The 24707-nt window shown below is 56.6% G+C and carries 19 protein-coding genes; 10 read left to right on the top strand and 9 right to left on the bottom strand.

The genetic code is table 11. The features are described from left to right. Positions 1-20: 20 nt before the first annotated feature. Positions 21-1259, bottom strand: a complete 1239-nt coding sequence (locus AC790_RS06935; protein WP_049851307.1) for an MFS transporter — start codon at positions 1257-1259, stop codon at positions 21-23. Between the two features lie 419 nt (positions 1260-1678). Here AC790_RS06935 and AC790_RS06930 point away from each other — a divergent pair, with 419 nt between their 5' ends. Together AC790_RS06930 and AC790_RS06925 are read left to right on the top strand one after the other, a co-directional pair. Continuing rightward, on the top strand, positions 1679-2278 hold the full coding sequence (locus tag AC790_RS06930) for a hypothetical protein (RefSeq protein WP_049851306.1): 600 nt from the start codon (positions 1679-1681) through the stop codon (positions 2276-2278). A 285-nt stretch (positions 2279-2563) separates the two neighbouring features. Next, on the top strand, positions 2564-4954 hold the full coding sequence (locus AC790_RS06925; protein ID WP_007888498.1) for a glucose/quinate/shikimate family membrane-bound PQQ-dependent dehydrogenase: 2391 nt from the start codon (positions 2564-2566) through the stop codon (positions 4952-4954). Between the two features lie 140 nt (positions 4955-5094). On the opposite strand, the gene AC790_RS06920 is transcribed toward AC790_RS06925, so the two are convergent. From AC790_RS06920 to AC790_RS06910, 3 genes are all read right to left on the bottom strand, one after another. Further along, complete coding sequence (locus AC790_RS06920) at positions 5095-6306, bottom strand: MFS transporter (RefSeq protein WP_049851305.1); 1212 nt, start codon at positions 6304-6306, stop codon at positions 5095-5097. 111 nt (positions 6307-6417) lie between these two features. Beyond that, a complete protein-coding gene (locus tag AC790_RS06915; protein ID WP_049851304.1) occupies positions 6418-7308 on the bottom strand; it encodes a LysR family transcriptional regulator in 891 nt (296 codons plus the stop codon). 188 nt (positions 7309-7496) lie between these two features. Beyond that, positions 7497-7865 (bottom strand): helix-turn-helix domain-containing protein, encoded by a 369-nt coding sequence (locus AC790_RS06910; protein ID WP_007888509.1) that lies wholly within the window; start codon positions 7863-7865, stop codon positions 7497-7499. A 212-nt stretch (positions 7866-8077) separates the two neighbouring features. Here AC790_RS06910 and AC790_RS06905 point away from each other — a divergent pair, with 212 nt between their 5' ends. From AC790_RS06905 to AC790_RS06895, 3 genes are all read left to right on the top strand, one after another. After that, a complete protein-coding gene (locus tag AC790_RS06905) occupies positions 8078-8737 on the top strand; it encodes a response regulator transcription factor (RefSeq protein ID WP_007888511.1) in 660 nt (219 codons plus the stop codon). Then, a complete protein-coding gene (locus AC790_RS06900; protein WP_007888513.1) occupies positions 8734-10092 on the top strand; it encodes a HAMP domain-containing sensor histidine kinase in 1359 nt (452 codons plus the stop codon). Before AC790_RS06905 ends, AC790_RS06900 begins: the two co-directional genes overlap by 4 nt. Positions 10093-10481: 389 nt before the next feature. Next, a complete protein-coding gene (locus AC790_RS06895) occupies positions 10482-11348 on the top strand; it encodes a nucleoside-specific channel-forming protein Tsx (RefSeq protein WP_036620733.1) in 867 nt (288 codons plus the stop codon). 113 nt (positions 11349-11461) lie between these two features. Here the strand turns inward: AC790_RS06895 and yjdN are convergent, their stop codons facing one another. Then, on the bottom strand, positions 11462-11893 hold the full coding sequence (gene yjdN / locus AC790_RS06890; RefSeq protein WP_007888515.1) for a VOC family metalloprotein YjdN: 432 nt from the start codon (positions 11891-11893) through the stop codon (positions 11462-11464). A 78-nt stretch (positions 11894-11971) separates the two neighbouring features. Beyond that, the gene (locus AC790_RS06885) at positions 11972-12874 is read right to left on the bottom strand and encodes a LysR family transcriptional regulator (protein ID WP_049851303.1); all 903 of its coding nucleotides are present in this window, start codon (positions 12872-12874) and stop codon (positions 11972-11974) included. A 114-nt stretch (positions 12875-12988) separates the two neighbouring features. Between AC790_RS06885 and AC790_RS06880 the strand changes: the two genes are divergently transcribed. From AC790_RS06880 to AC790_RS06865, 4 genes are all read left to right on the top strand, one after another. After that, positions 12989-14302 (top strand): amidohydrolase, encoded by a 1314-nt coding sequence (locus AC790_RS06880; protein WP_049851302.1) that lies wholly within the window; start codon positions 12989-12991, stop codon positions 14300-14302. After that, the gene (locus AC790_RS06875; RefSeq protein ID WP_049851301.1) at positions 14299-15744 is read left to right on the top strand and encodes a M20 family metallopeptidase; all 1446 of its coding nucleotides are present in this window, start codon (positions 14299-14301) and stop codon (positions 15742-15744) included. The genes AC790_RS06880 and AC790_RS06875 overlap by 4 nt, the downstream gene beginning before the upstream one ends. Positions 15745-15936: 192 nt before the next feature. Continuing rightward, positions 15937-17457, top strand: a complete 1521-nt coding sequence (gene abgT / locus AC790_RS06870) for a p-aminobenzoyl-glutamate transporter (protein WP_049851300.1) — start codon at positions 15937-15939, stop codon at positions 17455-17457. Positions 17458-17647: 190 nt separating this feature from the next. Then, positions 17648-19075, top strand: a complete 1428-nt coding sequence (locus AC790_RS06865; protein WP_049851299.1) for an MFS transporter — start codon at positions 17648-17650, stop codon at positions 19073-19075. Between the two features lie 176 nt (positions 19076-19251). Here AC790_RS06865 and AC790_RS06860 read toward each other — a convergent pair whose 3' ends face one another. From AC790_RS06860 to AC790_RS06850, 3 genes are read right to left on the bottom strand one after another with little or no spacing between them, the layout of a single operon-like run. Continuing rightward, entirely contained in the window at positions 19252-20571 is a 1320-nt protein-coding gene (locus AC790_RS06860; RefSeq protein ID WP_049851298.1) for a cytochrome c, read from the bottom strand. A gap of 11 nt (positions 20572-20582) precedes the next feature. Next, positions 20583-22367, bottom strand: coding sequence for a GMC family oxidoreductase (locus tag AC790_RS06855; RefSeq protein WP_049851297.1), 1785 nt, complete (start codon positions 22365-22367; stop codon positions 20583-20585). 2 nt (positions 22368-22369) lie between these two features. Beyond that, positions 22370-23104, bottom strand: a complete 735-nt coding sequence (locus AC790_RS06850; protein ID WP_007888538.1) for a gluconate 2-dehydrogenase subunit 3 family protein — start codon at positions 23102-23104, stop codon at positions 22370-22372. Between the two features lie 296 nt (positions 23105-23400). On the opposite strand from AC790_RS06850, the gene sbmA reads away from it, so the two are divergent. Then, on the top strand, positions 23401-24636 hold the full coding sequence (gene sbmA / locus AC790_RS06845; RefSeq protein ID WP_007888542.1) for a peptide antibiotic transporter SbmA: 1236 nt from the start codon (positions 23401-23403) through the stop codon (positions 24634-24636). The last annotated feature ends 71 nt before the right edge of the window (positions 24637-24707 follow it).

Here is a 24707-nt window from a genome sequence, read left to right as displayed (position 1 = left end):
ACAGACTGCACGAAACCACCTCAAACCACCGTTTCGTTTTCCAGCTTCTGCCGTTTACGCAGGTGCGGGAAAATCGTCATCCATACGCCCACCACTACCAGCGTGCCGATGCCGCCAATTGCCGCGGCTGGCACTGTACCCATAAAGGCCGCCAGCAGACCGGACTCAAATTCGCCGAGCTGATTCGAGGTATTAATGAAGATGGCGTTGACCGCGTTAACGCGGCCGCGCATATCATCTGGCGTATCCAGCTGCACCAGCGCACCACGGATCACCATGCTCACCATATCGAAGCCGCCCAGCGCTGCCAGCGCCACCACCGATAGCCATAGCTGGGTGGAGAGCGCGAACACCAGCGTTGCCACGCCAAATCCGGCCACCGAACCGAACATAATCATGCCGACATTCTTCTCCAGCTTATGACGGCTGAGCCACACGCCGACTACCAGCGCACCGACCGACGGTGCACCGCGCAGGATGCCCAAGCCCCACGGTCCGGTGTGCAGAATGTCCTGTGCGAAGATCGGCAGCAGCGCGGTGGCGCCGCCCAGCAGTACCGCAAACAGATCGAGTGAAATCACCCCGAGCACATCTTTGCGATCGCGGATAAAGCGCACGCCGGCAAACAGATTCGGCAGGTTCATCGGCAGACGCGCCTGCGGTGGTCGCTCGTAGCGCAGTCGGCTCACCAGCACGATGGAGAACAGATAGAACAGCGCCGAGACGCCATATACCACATCCGGCCCCGCCACATACAGAAAGCCGCCCAGCGTCGGGCCGATAATCACCGCTGCCTGTCCGCCCACCGAGCTGGCCGCCATGGCGCGCGCCAGAATCGGCGGCGGCACCAGCGCCGGCAGCATTGAGGTAATCGCCGGCCACTCGAGCGCCTTGGCTACCGAGATCAGGAACACCAGCCCCCAAATTTCAAACTTGCCCGCCCAGTTGATGAGCGTTAGCGCCACCAACCCCAGCAGTGCCAGCCACTCAATAAGCTGTCCGAGCAGCACGATGCGCCGGCGATCGTGTTGATCCGCCAGGTGCCCGGCAGGCAACGCCAACAGCACTGAAGGAAGAAATTGCATCAGGCCGATCATACCCAGCGCCATCGCGCTATGGGTTAGCGCATAGATCTGCCAGCTAACCGCGACCGAGAACATTTGAAAGCCAAACGATGAACAGGTGCGTGCCAGCCAAAAGGCGACAAACGACCTGTGCCGCAGCAACGAATCCTCTGCTGCGGATACCGGTGAACCCATAGTTGTTATCCCATCCTAAATGATTATGTCAGTTAGCGTCGTTGCACCAACCTGGTGAAAAGCCATTTAATGGCTTCCGCTTTATTTTTCACGCCACAGAGTGCGGCATCTTACTGAGCCAGACAATGGCTAGCCGTGCTGTTTAAAAACAGAAGCTTATCTATATTTTTGCTAAGCATTGAGCTCACAATATTAGCAGGCTGATGATTTTCAGCTGAAAATATTCCAATCTTTCCAGATAGTTTCTTCGCTATTAAATTATCAACTGCGCAGTGCAGCCTATCTTTTTATCAGAAACAGTTAAAAAAGCTGAACTTTATAAACTAATCGGTTTATATTGGCCGTGTTAAGACTTCATTAATCGCCCGTCCTTATAATAATTAAGACGTTCCAGCCAATTAATTTATTCACAGAGATAAATGGAAAACAGTTCTTATAATCCTTATGTTACTGAGTGCATCCGTCGCTTCGACGGCACGCTAACCGGTGTGTGTTATTCAGCACCCTTTATGCATTGTGAGCAGGAAGGCACGGTATTACTTAATGGAAGCAACATAATTTCGCTGCATAATCAGTTGCTGGAATCACCTGAATTAATAATTATCCCGCTCTCGGGAAATAACCTGCTACATTTTTTACAGGCACCGGAAAATTATTTCGGCCTGCAAAATGAGAATGTGCATCTGGCAATCAATTATGCCGATTTAGTTCAGGGAGATAGTGCGCTACGCCAGGCAGCTGAACGTTTCTCTTTCTGGCTTTATGATTTGGCCGCGCCCGGAACCTGCTGGCAGAATATCGCGTCATTCCCTTTTAAAGGAATAGTGCTGACCGAGGAATTTTTTAACGATAATTATCTCAAGTTCAGCTTTCCCTTTCTGCTGGAATCGTGCAGGGAAAGAGAAGCAGAGGTAATATTACGTACGCCACAGTTAACGCTGCCCGCGGCACAGTATGCGCAACTTAATTTGAGCGGCTGGCAAGAACAACGTACCAGCAGCACATTGTTTGAAGGGTAAACGTTTACACAATATGTTGCTCCTGGGTGTTATGGCCCGATGTAACCGGACATAACGCCTTAATTCCCTCATAAAATGTCGTACTACTTCCTCTCTTCGAGTGCAAAGCACTAAAAATATCAAACCCTTTAACGTTTTTAAGATAAAATTTAACGCAAAGGGATCAACTCGTCGCACGGAAAGCGCCGATCGAACAGTTTTCGTTATTTCGTACTCTATGTCGGGAAGCAACCCAACGCGTTGTTTCCTTTTTAGTTTTTAATGGCAAAGAAAGAGGTCAATATTATGGGGAAAGCTTCCTCATCTTTTGGCGTAATCCGTTTTCTCACAGTGCTTTTTGCACTGCTGACGGGCGCGTTTATGCTGGTTGGTGGCGTTTGGTTAGCCGCCATTGGTGGTTCCTGGTACTACGTTATTGGCGGTGTGGTCATGTTGATCACCGCTATTCTGCTGTGGCGCCGTAGCGGCTCAGCGTTACTGCTGTACGCATTGCTGCTGTTGGCAACGCTGGTGTGGGGCGTATGGGAAGTCGGCTTCGACTTCTGGGCGCTGGCACCGCGTACCGATGTGCTGGTGATCTTCGGCGTCTGGCTGATTCTGCCGTTTGTGTATCGCGGTCTGAATAATGCCGGCAAAGGCGCGCTTGGTCTGCTGGCGGTCGCGCTGGTTGCCAGTGCGCTGGTGCTGGCATGGGCAGTGTTCCACGATCCACAAGAGCTGAACGGTGAAATTCCTGCTGCGGCGTCAAATGCCCCACAGGCGCAGCCGTTAAGCAACATCGACGATGCTGACTGGCCCGCGTATGCGCGTGACCAGCAAGGTACCCGCTTCTCCCCGCTGAAACAGATCAATAACGGTAACGTTAAAGAGCTGCAGGTTGCCTGGCAGTTCCAGACTGGCGACATGAAGACGCCAAACGATCCAGGTGAAATCACCGATGAAGTAACGCCGATTAAAATCCGCGACACGCTTTATCTCTGCTCACCGCACCAGATTCTGTTTGCGCTGGATGCGAAAACCGGTAAGCAGAAGTGGAAATTTGATCCGGGCCTGAAGCCGAATCCAACCTTCCAGCACGTTACCTGCCGTGGCGTTTCCTACCACGAAGTGCCTGCTGCCGCTGATGCTGCCAACACCCAACCTGCGCTGTGCTCACGCCGTATTTACCTGCCGGTAAATGATGGTCGTATGTTCGCGCTGGATGCCGAAACCGGTGAACGTTGCGCGGCCTTTGGCAACAACGGCGAACTGGATCTGCAGCACAAGCAGCCAGTATTGACCCCAGGTCAGTACGAGCCGACGTCGCCGCCGGTCATCACCGATACCACCATCGTGGTAGCCGGTGCCGTCACCGATAACTACTCCACCCGTGAGCCGTCTGGCGCTATCCGTGGCTTTGACGTCAACACCGGTAAACTGCTGTGGGTATTCGATCCGGGCGCGAAAGATCCTAACGCGATTCCTGCCGATGAACACACCTTTACCATGAACTCACCGAACTCGTGGGCGCCGGCGGTATACGATCCGAAACTGGATATCGTTTACCTGCCAATGGGTGTATCAACGCCAGATATCTGGGGCGGTAACCGTACACCAGAGCAAGAGCGTTATGCGAGCAGCGTACTGGCACTGAACGCCACCACCGGTAAGCTGGTGTGGTCGTATCAGACCGTGCATCACGATCTGTGGGATATGGACTTGCCGTCTCAGCCGACGCTGGCCGATATCACCGATAAAGATGGCAAAACCGTACCGGTGATTTATGCACCGGCGAAAACCGGTAACATCTTTGTACTGGATCGTCGCACCGGTGAGCCGGTTGTTCCTGCACCGGAAACCCCGGTTCCACAGGGCGCCGCTAAAGGCGACCACGTTGCACCAACTCAGCCTTACTCCGAACTGACCTTCCGTCCGAAAAATAATCTGACGGACAAGGACATGTGGGGCGCGACCCTGTATGACCAGCTGGTGTGCCGCGTGATCTTCAAGCGTCTGCGCTACGAAGGTCCGTTCACCCCGCCGTCTGAGCAAGGTACGCTGGTGTTCCCAGGCAACCTGGGCATGTTCGAATGGGGCGGTATCGCGGTTGATCCACATCGTCAGATTGCGATTGCTAACCCAATGGCGCTGCCGTTTGTGTCGAAGCTGATTCCGCGCGGTCCGGGCAACCCGATCGAGCCACCGGCTGACGACAAAGGCGGTTCAGGTACTGAAACCGGCATCCAGCCACAGTACGGCGTACCGTACGGCGTGGAGCTGAACCCGTTCCTGTCACCGTTTGGCCTGCCGTGTAAGCAACCAGCGTGGGGCTACGTTTCTGCAGTTGACCTGAAGACTAACGAAACCGTGTGGAAAAAACGCATTGGTACAGTTCGCGATAGCGCGCCAGTACCCGTTCCGTTCAAAATGGGTATGCCAATGCTGGGCGGCCCAATTACCACCGCGGGTAACGTGTTCTTCATTGGTGCTACCGCAGATAACTACCTGCGTGCATTCGACACCAACACCGGTGAAATGCTGTGGCAGGCACGTCTGCCAGCGGGCGGCCAGGCAACGCCGATGACCTATGAAGTGGATGGCAAGCAGTACGTTGTTATCGCGGCAGGTGGTCACGGTTCGTTTGGTACCAAGCTGGGTGATTATGTGATTGCCTATGCACTGCCTGATGCGAAGTAAGTTTTCGCGTTGAGGTAAAAAAGCGGGCTTTTTAGCCCGCTTTTTTTGTAGGGTCGCCATTTATGGTGACCGTCATGAAAGACGCACAAGAACGTATTGTGCGGTTAATACCAGGGTCGCCATGAATGGCGAACCAACGATTAGCGTTTACGCAGCACGCGTGCGTTTAGCAGTGCACACAGCGCCATAATCACGCAGGTCGCCAGAAACACCGGGCGCATGCCAAACGCGCCGCCGATAAAACCGCCAAACAGCGGACCAGAACCCTGGCCGACGTACTGCGCCGAAGTGGAATACCCCAGCATCTTCCCCACCTGCGACTGCGGCACGCTGTGACGAATCAGCGCCGTGACGCACGGCATTAAGCCACCCAGCGCCATGCCCATCAGAAAACGCAACACCACCAGTTGCCACGCTTCACTGATAAATGCCTGCGGGATCAGCAGCAGCGCGCACGCTATTAATCCATACACCAGCACGCAGCCATGTCCCACGCGGTCGGCTAAACGTCCCAGACGCGGCGCGGAGATAATGCTGCCGAGCGCCGCTGCCGCCATCACCAATCCTGCAGTGACCGTTACCGCGTGATCGCCGCTGACAAACTGGCCAATGTACAGCGTGATAATCGGCTCAATCGACATATTGGCAAAAATCAGCAACATCCCCGACAGCCACATCAGACGCACCACCGGCAGATTCAGCGACTTTTCATCGTCGGCTGCGCTCTGCTGCGTTTTTTTGCCGGCAGAACGCGGCACCTCTTTCAGTAAGAAGGTGGTCGCCAGGAACGCGAGAAAGATCACTGCGCCAGTCAGCCAGAAGGTGTGGCGAATACCTATCAGCGGCGGTAATACTCCGCCCAGCAGAGGCCCAACCACGTTACCGGCCATGATGCCGGACGACAACACGCCAAGCGCCCAGCCGGTTTGCTCTTTTGGCGTTTGCGCCGCCACCAGAATGGTCGATCCCGACGCATAGCCGCCGAGTAAACCCGCCAGCAGACGCAGCGCCACCAATTGCCACGGTGCAGTGGCCATGCCAATCAGCGACATGGCAATCGCCATGCCCAGGCTGGCGCGGATCAACATCAATTTACGGCCGTAACGATCGGCCAGTTTGCCCCACAGCGGCGCGGTCAATGCGGCGCTGAGGAAGGTGGCGCCATAAGCCGCGCCCGACCAGCGTGCAATCGCCGCCGGTTCCTGCACGCCAAGCTGTTGCACATAGAGCGGCAGAAACGGCAAGAGCAGCGTCATCGCCACGATGGTGCTGAACGAGCCCAGCACGCAGACAAATAAATTTCGCTTCCAGTGTTGCTGTTCGGGCGCTAACGCGATTGGAGGTTGCTGCATGGTGATATCCCTGTTTTTGCTTTTTTAGCAGGCTAACAGTGACCTATAAGAGAAGACAGCCTTGCGGTGATAATTACCAGGCGGCGCATTATTGTTGCCAGATAACAACAATCACACCGTACTGAGCGCGTTGATTAGCGCATCGCACAGCAAGGTTACCGGCGAGGAAGCCTGCGGCTGCTCTTTTAGCAATAAGTAGCTGTGCAGGCGATCCATTTGCCATTCCGGCAACACCTGCTGGATTTCGCCGCGCGTTAAGGCTTCCTGCGTCATATACGCCGGCAGATAAGCGATGCCAGTGCCTGCCAGCGCGGCATTCAGCAACGCCATGCTGTTATTGGCACGGAAACGGCTATGCACATCGAGCGCCAGACGCTGTTTATCACGGCGGAAAGGTAGCGCAGCCGTGTGCGCCGGGCCGTGAAACAGCAGCAGGTCATGACGCGTGAGACGTTCGGGATGATCGATCGGTGCATGCGCCGCCAGATAATCCGGCGTGGCGTACAAGCCCCAATCAATGCTGCTCAGCTCGCGGTAGTTGGCGCCATCTGGCGCACGCGCGCGGATGACAATCGCGACATCAGCGCTGGGCTGCGGGTCATCGCTGGTGGTGAGATCAAGATCGACATTGATATGAATATGACGGCGGATAAAGGCATTGAGCGTCGGCACCACGCATTGGCAGCCGTAGGTGATCGGCGCCTGCAGCCGCACATTGCCCGCGGGCAGTTGATGCACCTGTTGCACAAAGGCATCGGCGCGATGCATCTCTTCCAACATGCGCACACAAAACGGATAGTAAGCCTGGCCGAGCTCCGTTAGCACCACTTTGCGCGTGGTGCGCTGCAGCAGCTTGATACCGAGCCGCACTTCCAGCCGGGCCACTTCGCGGCTGACGTGAGATTTGGAGACGCCTAACGTGCGTGCGGCTTCGCTAAAGCTTTGCCGTTCCACTACGCGTGCAAACAGCATCATGGCGCTGAGATTGTCGCTGTTGTCCATGTTCTCTGACGGGCTGGATGAGTGAGAACCGTAGATTAAAAGCTAAGCCTGCAATAAGTCCATCATCGCACATTCCGTAGCGGCGCGATTTATCGCGCGTATCAATGGCGGCAGCTTGCCCATCCAGATATTGCGCAATAAATTGCGCCGCTACGAAACGCACCCAAGGGAATATCGGTGCCCATATCTCAACTCGCCATCGCCAGCGGAAACAGCAGCCGATCCGGCTCAACGCGACGTTGGCGACGCAGCTGGCCCGGCGTCACGAGGAAATAGTTTTTGAAGGTGCGGGTGTAAGCCTGCTGAGTATCGAAACCGTAGCTCATCGCCACCTGCAAAATCGCTTCGTCACTGTTAATCAGCGTCAGCGCGGATTCGGTTAAGCGGCGCTGGCGAATGTATTCGGCCAGAGAGAAACCGGTGTGCTGACGAAACAGACGTTGCAGATGCCAGCGGGAGTATCCCGAGCGGCGTGCAACTTCATCCAGATGCAGATCGTGTCCTAAATTATTCTCTATCCAGTCCAGCAAACTACGGATAAATTCGCGCTGATTCATGGGATTCTCCTGCTTTGACGATATGTCCAGTGCAGCTACTGTAGCGCGTTAAATTTATCCCTTAATTAGCGGAAAATTAGCGCAGAATTAGCAAGCGGGAAAATCGGCCCTCCTAAATACTTCCAGCTGCAGAAAGGCGGCAAGTGTGACGGAGGGTAATTCTGCGCTAAGAATAGAGAGCTAAACTGCGCTCAGTTAAGTTGGAGGGCATCATGCGTGTGCTGCTGGTAGAAGATGATGAAATGATTGGCGCCAATCTGCAGCAAGCGCTGGAAGCGGCGGGTTGGTCGGTGGATTGGGTACGTGATGGCGTATTTGCCAGCAATGCCTGGGCCGAAGGCGGCTATACCTGCGTGTTGCTGGATCTCGGATTGCCGCGTGAAGATGGCCTGCAGGTGCTGCGTCGGGCCCGCACGCGCGGCGATATGACGCCAGTGCTGGTGCTCACCGCGCGCGATACCGTGCAGCAACGCATTCAGGGATTGGACAGCGGCGCGGATGACTACCTGCTGAAACCCTTTGACCTGCAAGAGGTGCTGGCGCGCATGCGTGCCATTACCCGACGTCGCCACGGTGCGGCAGATTCGCTGCTGGGCAGCGGCGATGTGCAGATTGACATCATGACGCGCGAAGTGTTGTACAAAGGCCAGCGCGAACAGCTCACCGCACGCGAATATGCCCTGCTCTACGCCTTACTGGAACGGCCGGGCGCCATTCTGTCGCGCGAACAGTTAGAAAACCGCATTTACGGTTGGGGCGAAGAGGTTAGCAGCAACGCCGTTGATGTCCTGATTCACGGCATGCGCCGCAAGCTCGATAACGAAGTGATCCGCAACGTGCGCGGACTCGGCTGGCGGGTACCGGCAATATGAAACCTTTCACTTTTATGCGCTCGCTGCGCAACAAACTGCTCGCCACGCTGGTGATTCTGCACCTGGCGATGATCGGCGGCGTCACCTGGTATTTCTATCACTGCTACGGCGACATGATGGGCACCATGAAGGACGATCAGCTCGCCAAGATCGCCGATGCGTGGGCCACCAGCCAGCGTATGCCTGCGTTAATGCCGATGGTGATGCATGCCGAGAAGCTGAAAAGCACCTATATCGTCCAGCTGTGGGACACCCGTAATCGGCTGCGCGCCAGTTCGTGGCCCGATTTACATGCGCCGCTGCAAAGCAAAAAAGGCTGGCACGATCTCAAAGTGGGTGACTGCGGCGATGACTGTGAATGGCGCGTCTATACGCGACCCGGCGAACTCGGCAGTGAAATCGGCAATATTCAGGTGCTGCACAACATCGGCTATATGAAGAGTCTGATGCTGAAACGGGCGCTATCGGCCATCATCCCGCTGGTATTAATGATGCCGCTCTCGCTGCTGGTCATCTGGCTAGTGGTGCGTGCTATTACGCGCGATTTACGTGTCGCGTCGCGCCAGATTGCCGCCCAGGAAACCCTGCATCCGCATACGCTTTCTCCCGATGGCTTGCCGGATGAAGTGCTGCCGCTGGTGGCGGCCTACAACTCGTTGCTCGATAAGCTGCGCGCCGCCTGGTCGTCACAGCGCCAGTTCCTCGAAGATGCGGCACATGAGCTGCGTACGCCAGTTACTGCGGTGACGTTGCAGTTGGAAAACCTAAGGCAACACATTCAGCCAGGCGAAGCCAGTCGTCAGTTCGATCAGCTGGAAGCCGGCGTCACCCGTACGCGCCATCTGGTCACACAGCTGCTGAATATCTCGCGCCAGGAAGATCAATCGGTGGTCGCCACGGTGGAAACCATCGAGCTGGACGACCTGCTGAAAGAGAGCATTGAACAGCTGATGGTGGTAGCGGATAAGCGCGGCATTGATATCGGTTTCAACGGCAGCGCGCACTATCGTCTGCAGGCCAGCCGCTCCGATTTACGCAGCCTGTTCGATAACCTGATCGGCAACGCCATGCTGCACACGCCGGAGGGCAGCCTGGTGGACGTGCTGCTGCATCGTGTCGGCAATCACACCGTGGTGGATATTGTGGATAACGGGCCCGGCATGGCGGAATCTTTCATCGATCGCGCTTTTGACCGCTTTACCCGTTCGCCCGATGTACAAGCCCAGGGCAGCGGCTTAGGCCTTTCAATCGTGCGCAGCGTGGCGCAGAAGCATCAAATGCAGGTGGCGCTGTCGAATCGTCATGATGCGCAGGGCCAGATTGCTGGCCTGCAGGTGCGCATTACCTTGCCATAACGCACACCGTGCCGTAGCGGCGCAATTTATTGCGCATTATCGCTGCGAGCACGGTGCCCGCTACAAAACACGCGCGATAAATCGCGCCGCTACATCCTTTCCCTTCATCAAACACGTTTCCTGCTGTACGCGACACGTAAACGGTTGCGGGGTTCCGTTCGCCACCAGGCTTTTATGTGATAACGATCACATTTCCAGTGAATCAAACTGCAACACTTTTTGACAAACGTGACCAAAATCTATTTTCTATGCGTCTGTTACAGGCACATTACGCAAACTTGAAAATCTGGCGCTTCAGACCGGATATGACAACACACCGCCCATCCCCTGGGATCAATTTCACCCGATCGCGGCATCAGCCCGGCGATCACAAGCATATGGTTAACATAATGAAATATAAAGCGTTGATAGCAGGGGCCTTATTGGCCAGTAGCTGGACTGGTGCGGCACAAGCAGCAGACAGCGATCCGCAGTACGTTTCGGATTGGTGGCATCAGAGCGTTAACGTGGTGGGCAGCTACCACACTCGTTTTGGACCGCAGTTCAATAACGACGTGTATCTCGAATACGAAGCCTTTGCCAAAAAGGATTGGTTCGATTTTTACGGTTACCTCGATCTGACCAACTTCTTTGGCGTCGGCAACAGCAACGCTAACGGCGTGTTCGACCACGGTTCGCCGATGTTCATGGAAATTGAGCCACGTTTCTCGATTGATAAACTGACCGGCACCGATCTCTCCTTTGGCCCGTTCAAAGAGTGGTACTTCGCCAACAACTACATCTATGACATGGGTCGCAACAGCGATAACCGTCAGAACACCTGGTATATGGGTCTCGGCACCGACATCGATACGCACAGCGATATCGGCCTGTCGCTCAACGTGTACGCCAAGTATCAGTGGGAAAACTACGGTGCGGCGAATGAGAACAGCTGGGATGGTTATCGCTTCAAGGTGAAATACTTTGTACCGATTACCGATCTGTGGGGCGGCAAGCTGAGCTACATCGGCTTCACCAACTTCGACTGGGGTTCAGATCTGCGTGATGAGTCCGATCGTTCACGCACCAGCAACTCCATCGCCTCCAGCCACATTCTGTCGCTGAACTACGATCACTGGCACGTTTCTACCGTGGCGCGTTATTTCCACAACGGCGGCCAGTGGGCTGACGGCCAGGAGCTGAACTTCGGTAACGGTCCGTTTGAAGTGAAATCAACCGGCTGGGGTTACTACCTGGTGGTGGGTTACAACTTCTAATCGAGTAAACGGTCGCCGGGAAATGGTGCGCTTGGTAAAAAGGTCGCCATTAATGGCGACCCTACATTGTAGGGTGCGCATTTATGCGCACCTGGTTACAAACCGCATCCAACTCAAATCTGCGGCTTATACGCATTCACCATCCACGGCACGCCGAACTTATCGATCAACATGCCAAAACCGTTGGCCCAGAACGTTGGAGCCCAGCTTTTGGTGATGTTACCGCCCGCCGACAACGCATCAAACCAACGCTTGCCTTGCGCTTCATCCGGCGTGGATAAACTTACGGCAAAACCGCCATACTCCGCCTGCGGCGCGCCATCACTCAGCATAATTTCACCCTGCCCGATGCGCACATGCGCATGCATAATCTGCTCCGGTGAAAAGCTCACGCCTGAGGTGCAGCCCTCATCCTCCACCGGCGTTTCATCCGGCATATCGCCATAGGTCATCTTAAACAGCAGCTCGCCGTCGGTGGCCGCCAGGTAGAACGCAATCGCCTCTTCACAGCGACCGTTGTAGAACACATACGGGGTAACTTGCATGGTCTGTACTCCAAAAAGGGAACGTCCCCTGCAAGTGTAGTGCGCATTATTTATACAACTGCGAGCCAGGCCGCACTCTTACCTTTGCTGACATTGGCGGCGGAACAGTTGAGCCATATAGGCGCTCATCGGCGTCAGCGCGGTATCTTTGCGCTGGATAAGATAGAAAGTGGCCTTCGGCAGCGGTTCGTCGAGATCAAGTGCAATCAGCTGACCGCCGTGTGTCGGGTCTTCAATCACATCGCGCGAGATAATGCTGACGAAGTCGCTCTGCGCCACCAGGCTGGTGCAGGCCATAAAGGTCTCGCAGGTCACCACAATTTTGGGCGCCATGCCGCGTTCGCCAAACATATCGTGTAGCAACCGATAGTAGCTGCCCTGCGGCGTCGGCATCGTCCAGTCGCAGTGCTGCAGCTCTGCCAGCGTGCGCGCGTGCGCCATCGGATGCCCTTTGCGCATCACCACCTGATAATCCCGCTCCATCAGCCGTTCAAACACCAGTTCCTGATCAAGATGGTTTTGATCGTAAGTGTTGATGGTGAAATCCAGCTCGCCCTGGCGCAGTTCATGCACCATCGACACCAGCTGGCCTTCGACAATCCGCACCTTTACCAGCGGATACTCACGATGAAACTGCGTGATCACCTGCGGCATGATGGTGCGCGCAATGCTGCCACCCACGCCGATATTCACGCGCCCGCCGGCCAAGCCTAGCCGCTGCTGAATATCCTCCTGCGCCACCCGCAACTCTTCCAGCACCAGGCTGGCATGCTGAAAAAAGTTATCACCGATGTCGGTTAACGTGACGCCCTGCTGGCGCCGTTCAAAGAGTCGTGCGCCCAGCGCCAGCTCCAGTTCCTGAATCGCCTTGGTGAGCGCAGGCTGCGAGAGCCCGGACAAGCGGCTGGCGGCGCGAATACTGCCCTGCCGCGCCACGTCAACAAAGGCGCGCAGCTGATGAAGTTTAAGATTAGCCGACATAGTTTTGATGATAACCGTTGTTTATCAGTAGCAAGATATTCGCATCTTATGCGCACCAAAACCATTGTGTAGATTCGAGTGAATGCATAAAAAATCAACACAAAGGAAATGCCGATGAAAACCCTCTCTGACCTCGTTCACGCCCGCGTGCCACAGATGCAAGCCTGGCGTCGCGATCTGCACCATTTTGCCGAATCGGGCTGGCTCGAATTCCGTACCGCCACGCTGGTGGCGGAAGAGCTGCATCGTCTTGGTTATCAACTCAAGCTGGGCCGCGAGGTGATCGATGCTGACTCGCGCATGGGATTGCCCTCCGATGAGGTGCTGGCGCAACAGGAAGCGCGCGCACTGGAGCAAGGTGCGCTGCCGCAGTGGATCAAGCACTTCTCCGGCGGATTTTGTGGCGTGGTGGCGACGCTGGAAACCGGTCGTCCGGGCCCGGTAATGGGGTTTCGCGTTGATATGGATGCACTCGATCAAAACGAAAGCCGCGCGAGCGATCATCTGCCGACGCGCGAAGGTTTTGCCTCCTGTAATGCCGGCATGATGCACGCCTGCGGTCACGACGGCCACACCACCATCGGCCTGGCGCTGGCGGGCGTGTTAATGGAGATGAAAGATCAGCTGAGCGGCACGCTTAAAATCATCTTCCAACCGGCGGAAGAAGGCGTCCGCGGCGCCAAAGCGATGGTCGCAGCGGGCGTGGTGGATGATGTCGATCTGTTTACCGCCATTCACCTCGGCACCGGCGTGCCTGCCGGTGAAATCGTCTGCGGCAGCGACAGCTTCCTCGCCACCACCAAGCTGGATGTGAATTTCACCGGAGTCGGCGCGCACGCCGGCGGCAAACCGGAAGAGGGGCGCAACGCCTTGCTGGCGGCGGCGCAGGCCACGCTGGCACTGCATAATTTGCCGCAGCACAGCGGCGGCGTAGCGCGCGTTAACGTCGGCGTATTACAGGCTGGCTCGGGACGCAACGTGGTACCCGACTACGCGCTCATGAAGGTGGAGACGCGCGGCGCGAGCAATGATGTCAACGACGATATCTATCAGCAGGCGCTGCGTGTGATCGCCGGTGCGGCGGCGATGTACGGCGTTGAATACGATGTGAAGCTGATGGGCGGCGCCCGTAGCTGCACGCCAAGCCAGCCGTGGGTGGCATTCATCCACCAGCAGGCCGAGGCGCTGGGCATTTTCACTTCAGTGGTCGATACCAAACAGCAGGCGGCAGGCTCTGAAGACGCCACCTACATGCTGGAGCGCGTGCAGCAGCGCGGCGGCCAATCCTCCTACGTGATTTTCGGCTGCGAGCTGGCGGCAGGCCACCATAACGCGAAGTTCGATTTCGACGAGGCGATCATGGCCACCGCGGTACAGACGCTGGCGACGCTGGCACTCAATCAAGCCCAGTTTGGAGGCAAACGATGAGCCACAGCGAATTTATTAATCACTACATCAACCAAAACCAGCCGCGCTTTAGCGCTCTTAGCGACGCCATCTGGGACGTGCCGGAAACCCGGTTTGAGGAGACACTATCGGCCGCGCTGCTGGCCGATGCGCTGGAGCAGGAAGGTTTTGTCGTGGAGCGCGGCGTCGGCAATATCGACACCGCGTTTATTGCCAGCATCGGCAGCGGTAAACCGGTGATCGCCATTCTGGGCGAGTTCGATGCGCTGGCGGGTTTAAGCCAGCAATCGGGCTGCGCCACGCCGCAGCCGCTGGTGGAGAACGGCAACGGTCACGGCTGCGGCCACAATCTGCTCGGCACCGCCGGTTTAGCCGCCGCCTTCGCCATCAAGGCCTGGTGGGCAGAGCACGGCCAGCGCGGCACGCTGCGCTTTTACGGCTGTCCGGGTGAAGAAGGCGGCTCCGGCAAAACCTTTATGGTGCGCGAAGGCCTGTTCGATGACGTTGATGCGGCGGTCACCTGGCATCCTGAAGGCTTTAGCGGCATGTTCAACCTCAGCACGCTGGCCAATATTCAGGCAGCTTTCCGCTTTAAAGGTGTCGCGGCGCATGCGGCAAACTCTCCGCATCTGGGACGCAGCGCGTTGGATGCGGTGACACTGATGAACACCGGCGCCAACTTCCTGCGCGAGCACATCGTGCAGGAAGCGCGGCTGCACTATGCGGTGACCAACGCGGGCGGCGTTTCGCCCAATGTGGTGCAAGCCGACGCCGAAGTGCTGTACCTGATTCGCGCGCCGCAGCTCGATCAGGCGCAGGATATTTATCAGCGCGTGATTAACATCGCTAAAGGCGCGGCGCTGATGACCGACACGCAGATGACGGTACGCTTCGATAAAGCCTGCTCCAATTACGTGCCGAATCGCGCGCTGGAAGGCGTAATGGAGCGCTATTTGCATCAGTTTGGTTTGCCTGACTACAGCGAAGCGGAGCAGGCGTTCGCCGCCGAGATTCGTGCCACGCTGAGCAAAGACGATCTGCGCAACGCGCGCCTCAATGCGGCACGCACCGGCGGTGAAGCGGGCGTCGCCTGGACCGAGGCACTGGGCGATAAGATTCTGATGGATGAGGTAGCGCCTTATGCAGTGACGCGCGAGCTGCTTTACGGCTCAACCGACGTCGGCGATGTCAGCTGGGTAACGCCGACCGCGCAGTGTTTCGCGCCCTGCTTCGCCTTTGGTACGCCGCTGCACACCTGGCAACTGGTGGCGCAGGGCCGCACGTCAATCGCCCATAAAGGCATGTGTCTGGCGGCAAAAGTGATGGCCGCAACCGCACTGACCTTGCTGCAGGATGACGAGGCGCTGGCGCGCTGCCGCGAGGAGTTCCAACGCGTGCGCCGCGAACAGCCTTACGTCTGCCCAATTCCAGCAGATGTAACGCCGTCGAAATTAGCTTCCTAAGCAGTAATAAGCACCATCCGTAGCGGCGCGATTCATCGCGCATTTGAATGGCGACTCCGTGCCCATCCAGATATTGCGCAATAAATTGCGCCGCTACGATATGTACGAGCAGTAAAAACCACCTTAAAACAAAAAAATATAGCCCCCAAGTGGGCATGCAAACATAACAAGACGACTGACGAGGATTGACCTATGGAAGCCACCACGGAGAACCGCAGCCCCGGAAAGCTGTTTAGCTGGATTGAGCGCGTCGGCAATAAAGTGCCGAATCCCTTCTTACTGTTCGTCTATTTGATTGTGGTACTGATGGTCGCCACGGCGATTATCAGCAGCCTCGACGTGGCGGTGAAGAATCCCACTAACGGCGAGCTGGTGCGGGTGAATAACCTGCTGAGCGTCGCCGGAATTCAGTGGATCCTGCCCAACATCATCAAAAACTTCAGCGGATTTACGCCGCTGGGATCGATTCTGGCGCTGGTGATTGGCGCGGGATTAGCGGAAAAAGTCGGCTTACTGCAGTCGCTGATGGTGAAAATGGCCTCGCGCGTCAGCCGTCGTTACGCCAGCTACATGGTGTTGTTTATCGCCTTCTTCAGCCACATCTCATCCGATGCGGCGCTGGTGGTGATGCCGCCGCTCGGCGCGCTGATTTTCCTCGCCGTGGGACGGCATCCGGTGGCGGGTCTGCTGGCGGCGATTGCCGGCGTAGCGTCCGGCTTTACCGCCAACCTGCTGATTGTGACCACCGATGTGCTGCTGTCTGGCATCAGTACCGAAGCCGCCAAAGCGGTGAGCGATACCGTGCACGTCAGCGTTATCGATAACTGGTTCTTTATGGCCAGTTCGGTGATTGTGCTGACCATCGCTGGCGCGCTGTTGACGGATAAATTCGTCGAACCGCGTCTGCCAGCATGGAACGGCGGCAATAACGATCGCCTGCCGCCGCTCACCGCGCTGGAGAATCGCGGCCTGAAGGCCGCAGGTATCGCTGCGCTGGCGTTTATCGCACTAATGGCGCTGCTGGTGGTGCCGGAACACGCGCCGCTGCGCGATCCAAAAAGTGGCGGCATCATTCCCTCGCCATTTATTCAGGGCATTGTGCCGATCATCATCCTGTTCTTCTTCGTGGTAGCCATTGCCTACGGTGCGGTGACGAAGCAGATCCGCCGCCCGGATGATATTCCGCAGCTGCTGGTGGATCCGATGAAGAGCATGGCAGGCTTTATTGTGATGGTGTTTCCGCTGTCGCAGTTTGTTGCCTTCTTTAACTGGAGCAACATGGGCAAGTTCATGGCCATCGGCCTAACCGATGTGCTGGAGAGCGCCGGGATTAGCGGTGCCCCGGCCTTTCTTGGCCTGATGTTCCTGTCGGCATTCCTGTGCATGTTCATCGCCAGCGGATCGGCTATTTGGTCGATCCTGGCACCGGTATTCGTGCCGATGTTTATGCTGCTGGGCTTCCATCCGGCCTTCGCGCAGATGATTTTCCGCATCGCCGATTCCGCGGTGTTGCCGCTGGCACCGATGTCGCCATTCCTGCCGCTGTTCCTCGGCTTCCTGCAGCGCTATCAAAAAGATGCGCAGCTCGGCACCTATTACGTGCTGATCTTCCCTTATCCGCTGGTGTTCTTCAGCGCCTGGATTGTGCTACTGCTGGCATGGTACGCATTGGGTTTACCGATTGGTCCGGGCGTTTATCCCAGCCTGCACTAACCCTGCGCCATGGATGGCGATCACACTTCTGTGAACTGCAACGCATGTTGCCAAAATGTCACCGTGGCGCCTCTCGGCAACCCGTTACGAATTTATTATCCTGCTATTCCTTCGCTTGCTAACGGTTAATTATTTTTAAAACTCATCTCAGCCGTCAGCGGGTTCTGCAAACACCGAGGTTTACACAACAATGACAACAATCACGTCGACAGGGATGGCGAACGATCACATCGCAGCGGATCGCCGCACCTTAGCCGGGCGCATTGATGCGCTGCCCTCTTCCGCAGGCTTGTGGCGCTTTATCACGCTGCTGGCGCTCGGCGGCTTCTTCGAACTCTACGATCTGTTTGAAACCGGCTACATTAGCTCCGGACTGGTCGCCGCGGGCGTGTTTCATACCGGTTCTGCGGGGGTGTTCGGCATCGGCGATCAGGCGGCGTTTGCTTCCGCCACTTTCCTTGGTCTTTTCGTCGGTGCCAGCCTGCTCGCGCCCTATGCCGATCGCTTTGGCCGTCGTCTCACCTTTATGTGCGCGCTGGCGTGGTACGGCGTGTTTTCTTTACTGATGGCGTTCCAGCAGAGCGCGGAGATGATTATCCTGTTCCGCTTCCTGGTTGGCATTGGTCTCGGCGTGGAGCTGGTGACCATCGACACCTATCTCTCCGAATGGGTGCCAGCCCATCTGCGTAGCCGCGCGTTCGCCTTCTCATTCTTTATTCAGTTTCTGTCGGTACCGGCGGTGGCGCTGATGTCATGGTGGCTGGTGCCGCAAACCATTCTCAGCCTCGAAGGCTGGCGCTGGGTGGTGATTGCCGGTGCCGTTTGCTCGCTGGTGATCTGGCTGATCCGTAAAAACCTGCCGGAATCTGCGCGCTGGCTGGCGCAACAAGGGCGCCATCAGGAGGCGCATCAGGTGCTGAGTGCGATGGAGCAACGCTGTGGCATCTCTTCTCCCCTTCCCCCACTTGTGGGGGAAGGCCGGGATGGGGGACAGCAGGCAACGAATCAACCGAAACACGGGCGTTTTAGTGAGATTTGGGCACCGGCCTATCGCAAGCGCACGCTGATGCTGGTGGTGATGAACTTCTTCCAGGCGATTGGCTTCTTTGGCTTCGGCAACTGGCTGCCGGCGCTGCTGTCGGGCAAAGGCGCGACCGTCACGCACAGCCTGCTGTATGCCTTTTTCATTACCCTGGCTTACCCGCTCGGCTCGCTGATTTGCAGCCGCTACGCCGATAAGCTCGAGAACAAATGGCAGATTGTTTTTTCGTCGCTGATGACGGTGGTGTTCGGCACGCTGTTCGCTTTTATGACCAATCCGGTGCTGATGATCATCTGCGGTTTCCTGATTACTTACAGCAACGCATGGCTGACGTTTAGCTATCACGCTTATCAGACGGAGATTTTCCCGACGCACATTCGCGCCCGCGCGGTGGGTTTCTGCTATTCGTTTAGCCGCCTGTCCACGGTGTTCAGCAGTATTTTGATTGGCATTATTTTGCAGTATGCCGGCAGCCAGGGCGTGATCGCCTTTATCGTGCTGAGCATGTTGATTGTGATGCTATCGGTAGGAATTTACGGGCCGAAAACCCGTGGCATGGATTTGGAGAATATTTGAAGATGGCATCAGATCGTGCTGGCTGTCCCAGATCGTGCTGGCTGTCCCCCTCCTCGGTCCTCCCCCACAAGTGGGGGAGGAAGATGATGCCATATGTTAGTTTTGATGCTGCATGTGGCAGCGTCTCCTTCCCCCACTTGTGGGGGAAGGACGGGATGGGGTACAGCGAGCAAAAGCTACTGCCCTTCCAGCACCTTAATATCCGCACTGCCCTGTTTTGACTGCACGGTTTCGTCTTTACGTAGCGCCGCCACATCCTTCGCCGATACGCTCGACTTCACGCCATTGCCCCAGCTGCCACGGATAAAGTTCACCACATCCGCCACCTGCTGATCGTTCATGCGCCAGCCGAATGCCGGCATGGTGATTGCCGTTGGTGCACCTTGCACGCCAGGCAAAGTACCGCCCACCAGCACAATGTGGATCAGCGAGGTTGGATCGTCAGCCATCACCACCGGATTACCGCGCAGCGCCGGATAGAAGCGTTGATAACCGCTGCCGTCGGTTTTGTGGCACGCAGCACAGCTATCGACATAGGTCGATGCGCCTGGCTGGCTATCGTCACCTTTCCACAACGCCTTGGCGACCGCGTCATCCTGCTTAAACACCGCCTGATTCGGATCTTTTGCGCCGAGTGATTTCAGATATTTTGCAATCGCGCTGATATCCTCGTCGCTCAGATATTGCAGGCTGTGCTGCACCACGTCGGTCATGCCACCAAACACGGCGGTGTGATCGTTACGGCCAAAGCGCAGGAACTGCTTGAGATCGTCTTCGCTCCAGCGACCTAAACCATCGCGGTTGTCGCCACGCAGGTTGCTGGCGGTCCAGCCGTCAATCGGCGCGCTGCTGCCGGCAAGATAGTTATTGCCTTCGTCGTTGTTAAGCGCTTTTTCCTGCATGGTGATGCTGCGTGGCGTGTGGCAGGCACCACAGTGGCCAAGACCTTCCACCAGATAGCGACCGCGAGCCAACTGCGGATCTTCCTGAGCCGCTGGTTGGAACGCTTTCACGTCCGGCGCAAAGATACCGCGCCAGATCGAGAGCGGCCAACGCATCGACAGTGGCCATGGAATGTCGCTCTCTTTGTTGGCCTGCGCCACCGGCTGCACGCCGTGCATGAAGTAGGCATACAGCGCCTTCATGTCGTCATCGCTGACCACCGCATACGACGGATACGGCATCGCCGGATACAGCGTATCGCCGTTTTTCGCTACGCCGTGACGCACCGCTTTCTGGAAATCGTCGTAGCTGTAGTCGCCAATGCCGGTGGCTTTATCCGGCGTGATGTTGGTGGAATAAATGGTGCCGATCGGCGTCGCCATAGGCAGTCCACCGGCAAACGCCTGACCGCCCTGCGCGCTGTGACACGCTACGCAGTCGCCGGCGCGCGCCAGATACTCGCCGCGTTTCACCAATGCGTCCGCAGCGCTATCGTCCGCCACAGCGGCGAACGTCATCGTGCCCAGAAACAGGGCTAAAATGCTTTTAATCATCGCCGTGTTCCTTATGCCTGTACCAGCGGGCCGGGGTTTTTCAGATACTGTTCACGAATGGCTTTGGCTGACCAGTAAGTCAACGCCGCCACCATGCCGGTTGGGTTGTAGCCAAGTCCTTGCGGGAACGCTGAGGCGCCTGGCACAAACACGTTTGGCACATCCCAGCTCTGCAGATAGCGGTTAACCGCGCTGGTTTTCGGATCTTCACCCATAATCGCCCCGCCGCTCATGTGCGTGGTTTGATATATGGTGGTATCGAAGTGGGTGCCGGGACCTTTCGCGCCGCCGATGATCATTTTCGGGTTCATCGCTTCGGTGATTTTGCGCATCTTCTCAATCATGAATTGCGCCATCTTGATGTCGTTGTCCTGCCAGTCAAAGGTCATACGCAGCAGCGGCTGGCCGTAGGCATCTTTGTAGTTCGGATCGAGATCGAGATAGTTGGCGCGGTACGACTGGTGCGCGCCGTGCGCATCCATCGAAATGTGATGGTTGTAGGTATCGGCTACCGCCGATTTCCACTGGCTGCCCCAGTTCGGCGTGCCTTTTGGTGTCGGTAAACCGGAGATCGGCTTGGTACCGGCCTGGTTAACCCAGAACGGCGAACCGCCGACGAAGCCATGTGGGCCGTGATCAAAGTTATCGGCGTTGAAATCATCCACCGCCACACCCGCGCCACCGGCACCGATAAACGGGTTGGTGGTGGTGTTTTTGTCGAACAGCGCTTTCAGCGTCGAGATGTTCTGGTAGGCAAAGTTACGGCCCACCACACCTTCGTTGGAAATCGGGTTATACGGCTGACCGATGCCGGAGAGCAGCATCAGGTGCACGTTGTGGAACTGGAATGCAGACAGGATCACCAGATCCGCCGGCTGCACCACTTCGCGGCCCTGACCATCGAGATAGGTCACGCCGGTGGCGCGCTTTTTATCATCAGTCAGATTAACGCGCAGCACGTAAGAATTATTGCGCAGCTCGAATTTCGGCTCCTGACGCAGCGCCGGCAGGATGTTAACGTTTGGCGACGCTTTGGAATACATATAGCAGGCGTAACCGCTGCAGAAACCGCAGAAGTTGCACGGGCCCATCTGTGCGCCGTAAGTGTTGGTGTACGGGCCAGAGGTGTTGGCCGACGGCATATCATACGGATGATATCCCACCGATTCCGCCGCCTGCGCAAACAGCTGCGCCGAGTAGGTGCGCTTCTGCGCTGGCAGCGGGAAGTCGCTGGAGCGGTCGGGCGCATACGGGTTGCCGCCCTTCTCTTTGCCCAGCAGCTTGCCTTTGATCGACCAGGCGCTGCCCGAGGTGCCGAACACTTTCTCGGCCTGATCGAAGAAGGGTTCCAGTTCGTCATAATTGACGCCGAAATCCTGAATCGTCATGCCTTCCGGGATGAATTTTTTACCATAGCGCTGCTCATAGTGGCTGCGCAGGTTGAGCTCGACCGGATCGACGCGGAAATGCACGCCCGACCAGTGCAGGCCGGCGCCGCCGGTGCCGGTGCCCGGCAGAAATGCCGCCAGCTGACGATACGGCACAGCAGTCTGCGATGCATCGTGACGGATGGTCACGGTGCTTTTCGACAGATCCTGGAACAGCTTTTTACGGATGTTGTAGGTCAATTCATCGATCGACTGCGGATAGGATCCATCCGGATAGGTATCGCGATGCGGACCGCGCTCCAGCGCCACCACATTCAGGCCCGCTTCGGTCAGCTCTTTCGCCATAATCGCGCCCGCCCAGCCGAAACCGACCACGACCGCATCCACTTTTTTCAATTCATTTGCCACGCTTAGGTCCTCTCCCCGCGAATATCCACTGACGGGAACGGATAACGTTCGCCGCGTTCCACCCAATCCATAAAGTCAGCGCGTGCGCCTGGGAAGCCAATCAGCTTCCAGCCCACCATGCCTTGATTGCCGCCGTGGATCGGATCGCTGAAGTAACCCTCGCGGGTGTTTTGCAGCAGGAAGGAGAAGAAGGTTTTAGCGGGCAGCTGCGGGAATTCCGCGTGGCCGCTTTCAAACGCGGTCAGCAGCGCATCTTGCTGTTCACCGGTTAGCTCAGCGAACACTTTGCCGTGCTGTTTTTTGCTCCAGCCATCGGCATCGGCGAGGCCGAGACGATAGATCTGCTGCGGCACCAGCGGCAGCTGATAGCCCAGCTCTTTCGGCAGGTCGGGATTGAATGGGCCTTGCATGTACCAGTTGTTACCGGTGGCATAAGGCGTGTTCATTTGGCGATCGATAAACTCCGGTACGCCGGCTTCGAGTGCGCCAGGACCGCGATCATCGCTGGGGATCAGGCGCGCCACCGCTGCAGTAATGAAGGCAAACTCTTCGGCGGTGAACCAGGTTGGCTGGTAGCTACGCGCCTGTTGCGGTGATGAATGTTGTTCGGCTGCCCCGGCGGCCATCGGCACCACCAAAGCGCCCATCGCCGTACTGCCCACCGCCATTGCCGGCGCCAGGGTGATGGTTCTCAGCAGAAAATCCCGGCGAGAATGACCATTTTTTTGTTCTGACATGACATTGCCTCAGTACCACATATAATGCGGCATGAAAGTTAAGTAGTTGCGTTGTATTGTTTTTTTATTGATAGCTTAAGGGATACAGCAGCACTGTTACCGGTAACAGTGCAAATATTGTAACACCATTGCTGTGGATTAATTAGTTCTTAGAAACAAATTCGCACTAATTACTTAACAATTGTCGCTGCCGCTTTACATCGCAGCGGCCAGACTGTCATCGTCAGATACAACCGACAACAGACAGAGAGATGTCTAAAGCGGTATAAAAGAGTACACACAACAGCGGAGTGCCTATGTTTAAGTCCTTTTTTCCGCGGCCAACGCTGTTTTTCAGCTCAGCTGCGATTTGGAGTTTGATAGCAATTTTTGCCTGGTTTGGCTTTTTCAATGATCTCCCCGCGCGCTGGCCTGCGTTTCAGGCGGCGATGCAACAACCTTTGCCAACCAACGCCAGCCGTTTTATTCATGCTAGCCAGCTGTGGTTTTATGCCTATTACTGGATTGTCGCCGGGATTTTTGGCCTTGCGTGGCGCGTGATTGATAACCATCCGTGGCAGCGCTGGTCGGTGTGGGGTTCGATACTGATCATCTTTGTCACCTGGTTTGGCGTGCAGGTTGGCGTGGGCGTCAACGCCTGGTACGGCCCGTTCTACGACATGATTCAACAGGCGCTGACCAAAGCCGGTTCCGTCGCCATCCATCAGTTCTATGTGCAAGTGTTGGCGTTTCTCGGCATTGCGCTGATTGCGGTGGTGATTGGCGTGATGAACTCGTTCTTCGTCAGCCACTGGGTGTTCCGCTGGCGTACCGCGATGAATAATTACTACATGCATAACTGGCAGCGTCTGCGTCTGGTTGAGGGTGCAGCGCAGCGTGTGCAGGAAGACACCATGCGCTTCGCCGGTACGCTGCAGGATTGGGGCATTAACTTTATTCAGGCGATTATGACGCTGGTGGCGTTCTTGCCGGTGCTGGTGACGCTGTCGCACCATGTGAAAGAGGTGCCCATTCTCGGCAGCATTCCTTATGCGCTGGTGATTGCCGCGCTGCTATGGTCGCTTTTTGGTACCGCGCTGCTGGCGATGGTGGGGATAAAACTGCCGGGGCTGGAGTTCCGCAATCAGCGTGTGGAAGCGGCCTATCGTAAGGAGTTGGTGTACGGCGAAGACGATCCACAGCGCGCCTCACCGCCTACGGTGCATGAGCTGTTTAGCCGCGTGCGTCAGAACTATTTCCGCCTCTATTTCCACTATTTGTACTTCAACATCACGCGCATTATGTATCTGCAGGTGGATAACGTGTTCGGGCTGTTTGTGCTGTTTCCGTCGATTGTGGCGGGCACCATTACGCTGGGTCTGCTGAACCAGATCACCAACGTGTTTGATCAGGTGCGGTCATCGTTTCAGTATTTGATCACCTCGTGGTCAACGCTGATTACGCTGATGTCGATCTACAAACGTCTGCGCAGTTTCGAACAGATTCTGGATGATATTCCGCATGATGAGATGATGCGCGAAGCGGCAGAGTAAGGTGCGGTTTGGTGCGGCTGATGCCCTCACCCTAACCCTCTCCCGCAAGCGGGAGAGGGAACCGATCGAGC

This window comes from Pantoea sp. RIT-PI-b (assembly GCF_001187905.1).
Classification (GTDB): Bacteria; Pseudomonadota; Gammaproteobacteria; order Enterobacterales; family Enterobacteriaceae; genus Pantoea; species Pantoea nemavictus.
The sequence above is the reverse complement of the archived record's forward strand: the minus strand, read 5'-3'. Positions and strand labels throughout refer to the sequence as shown.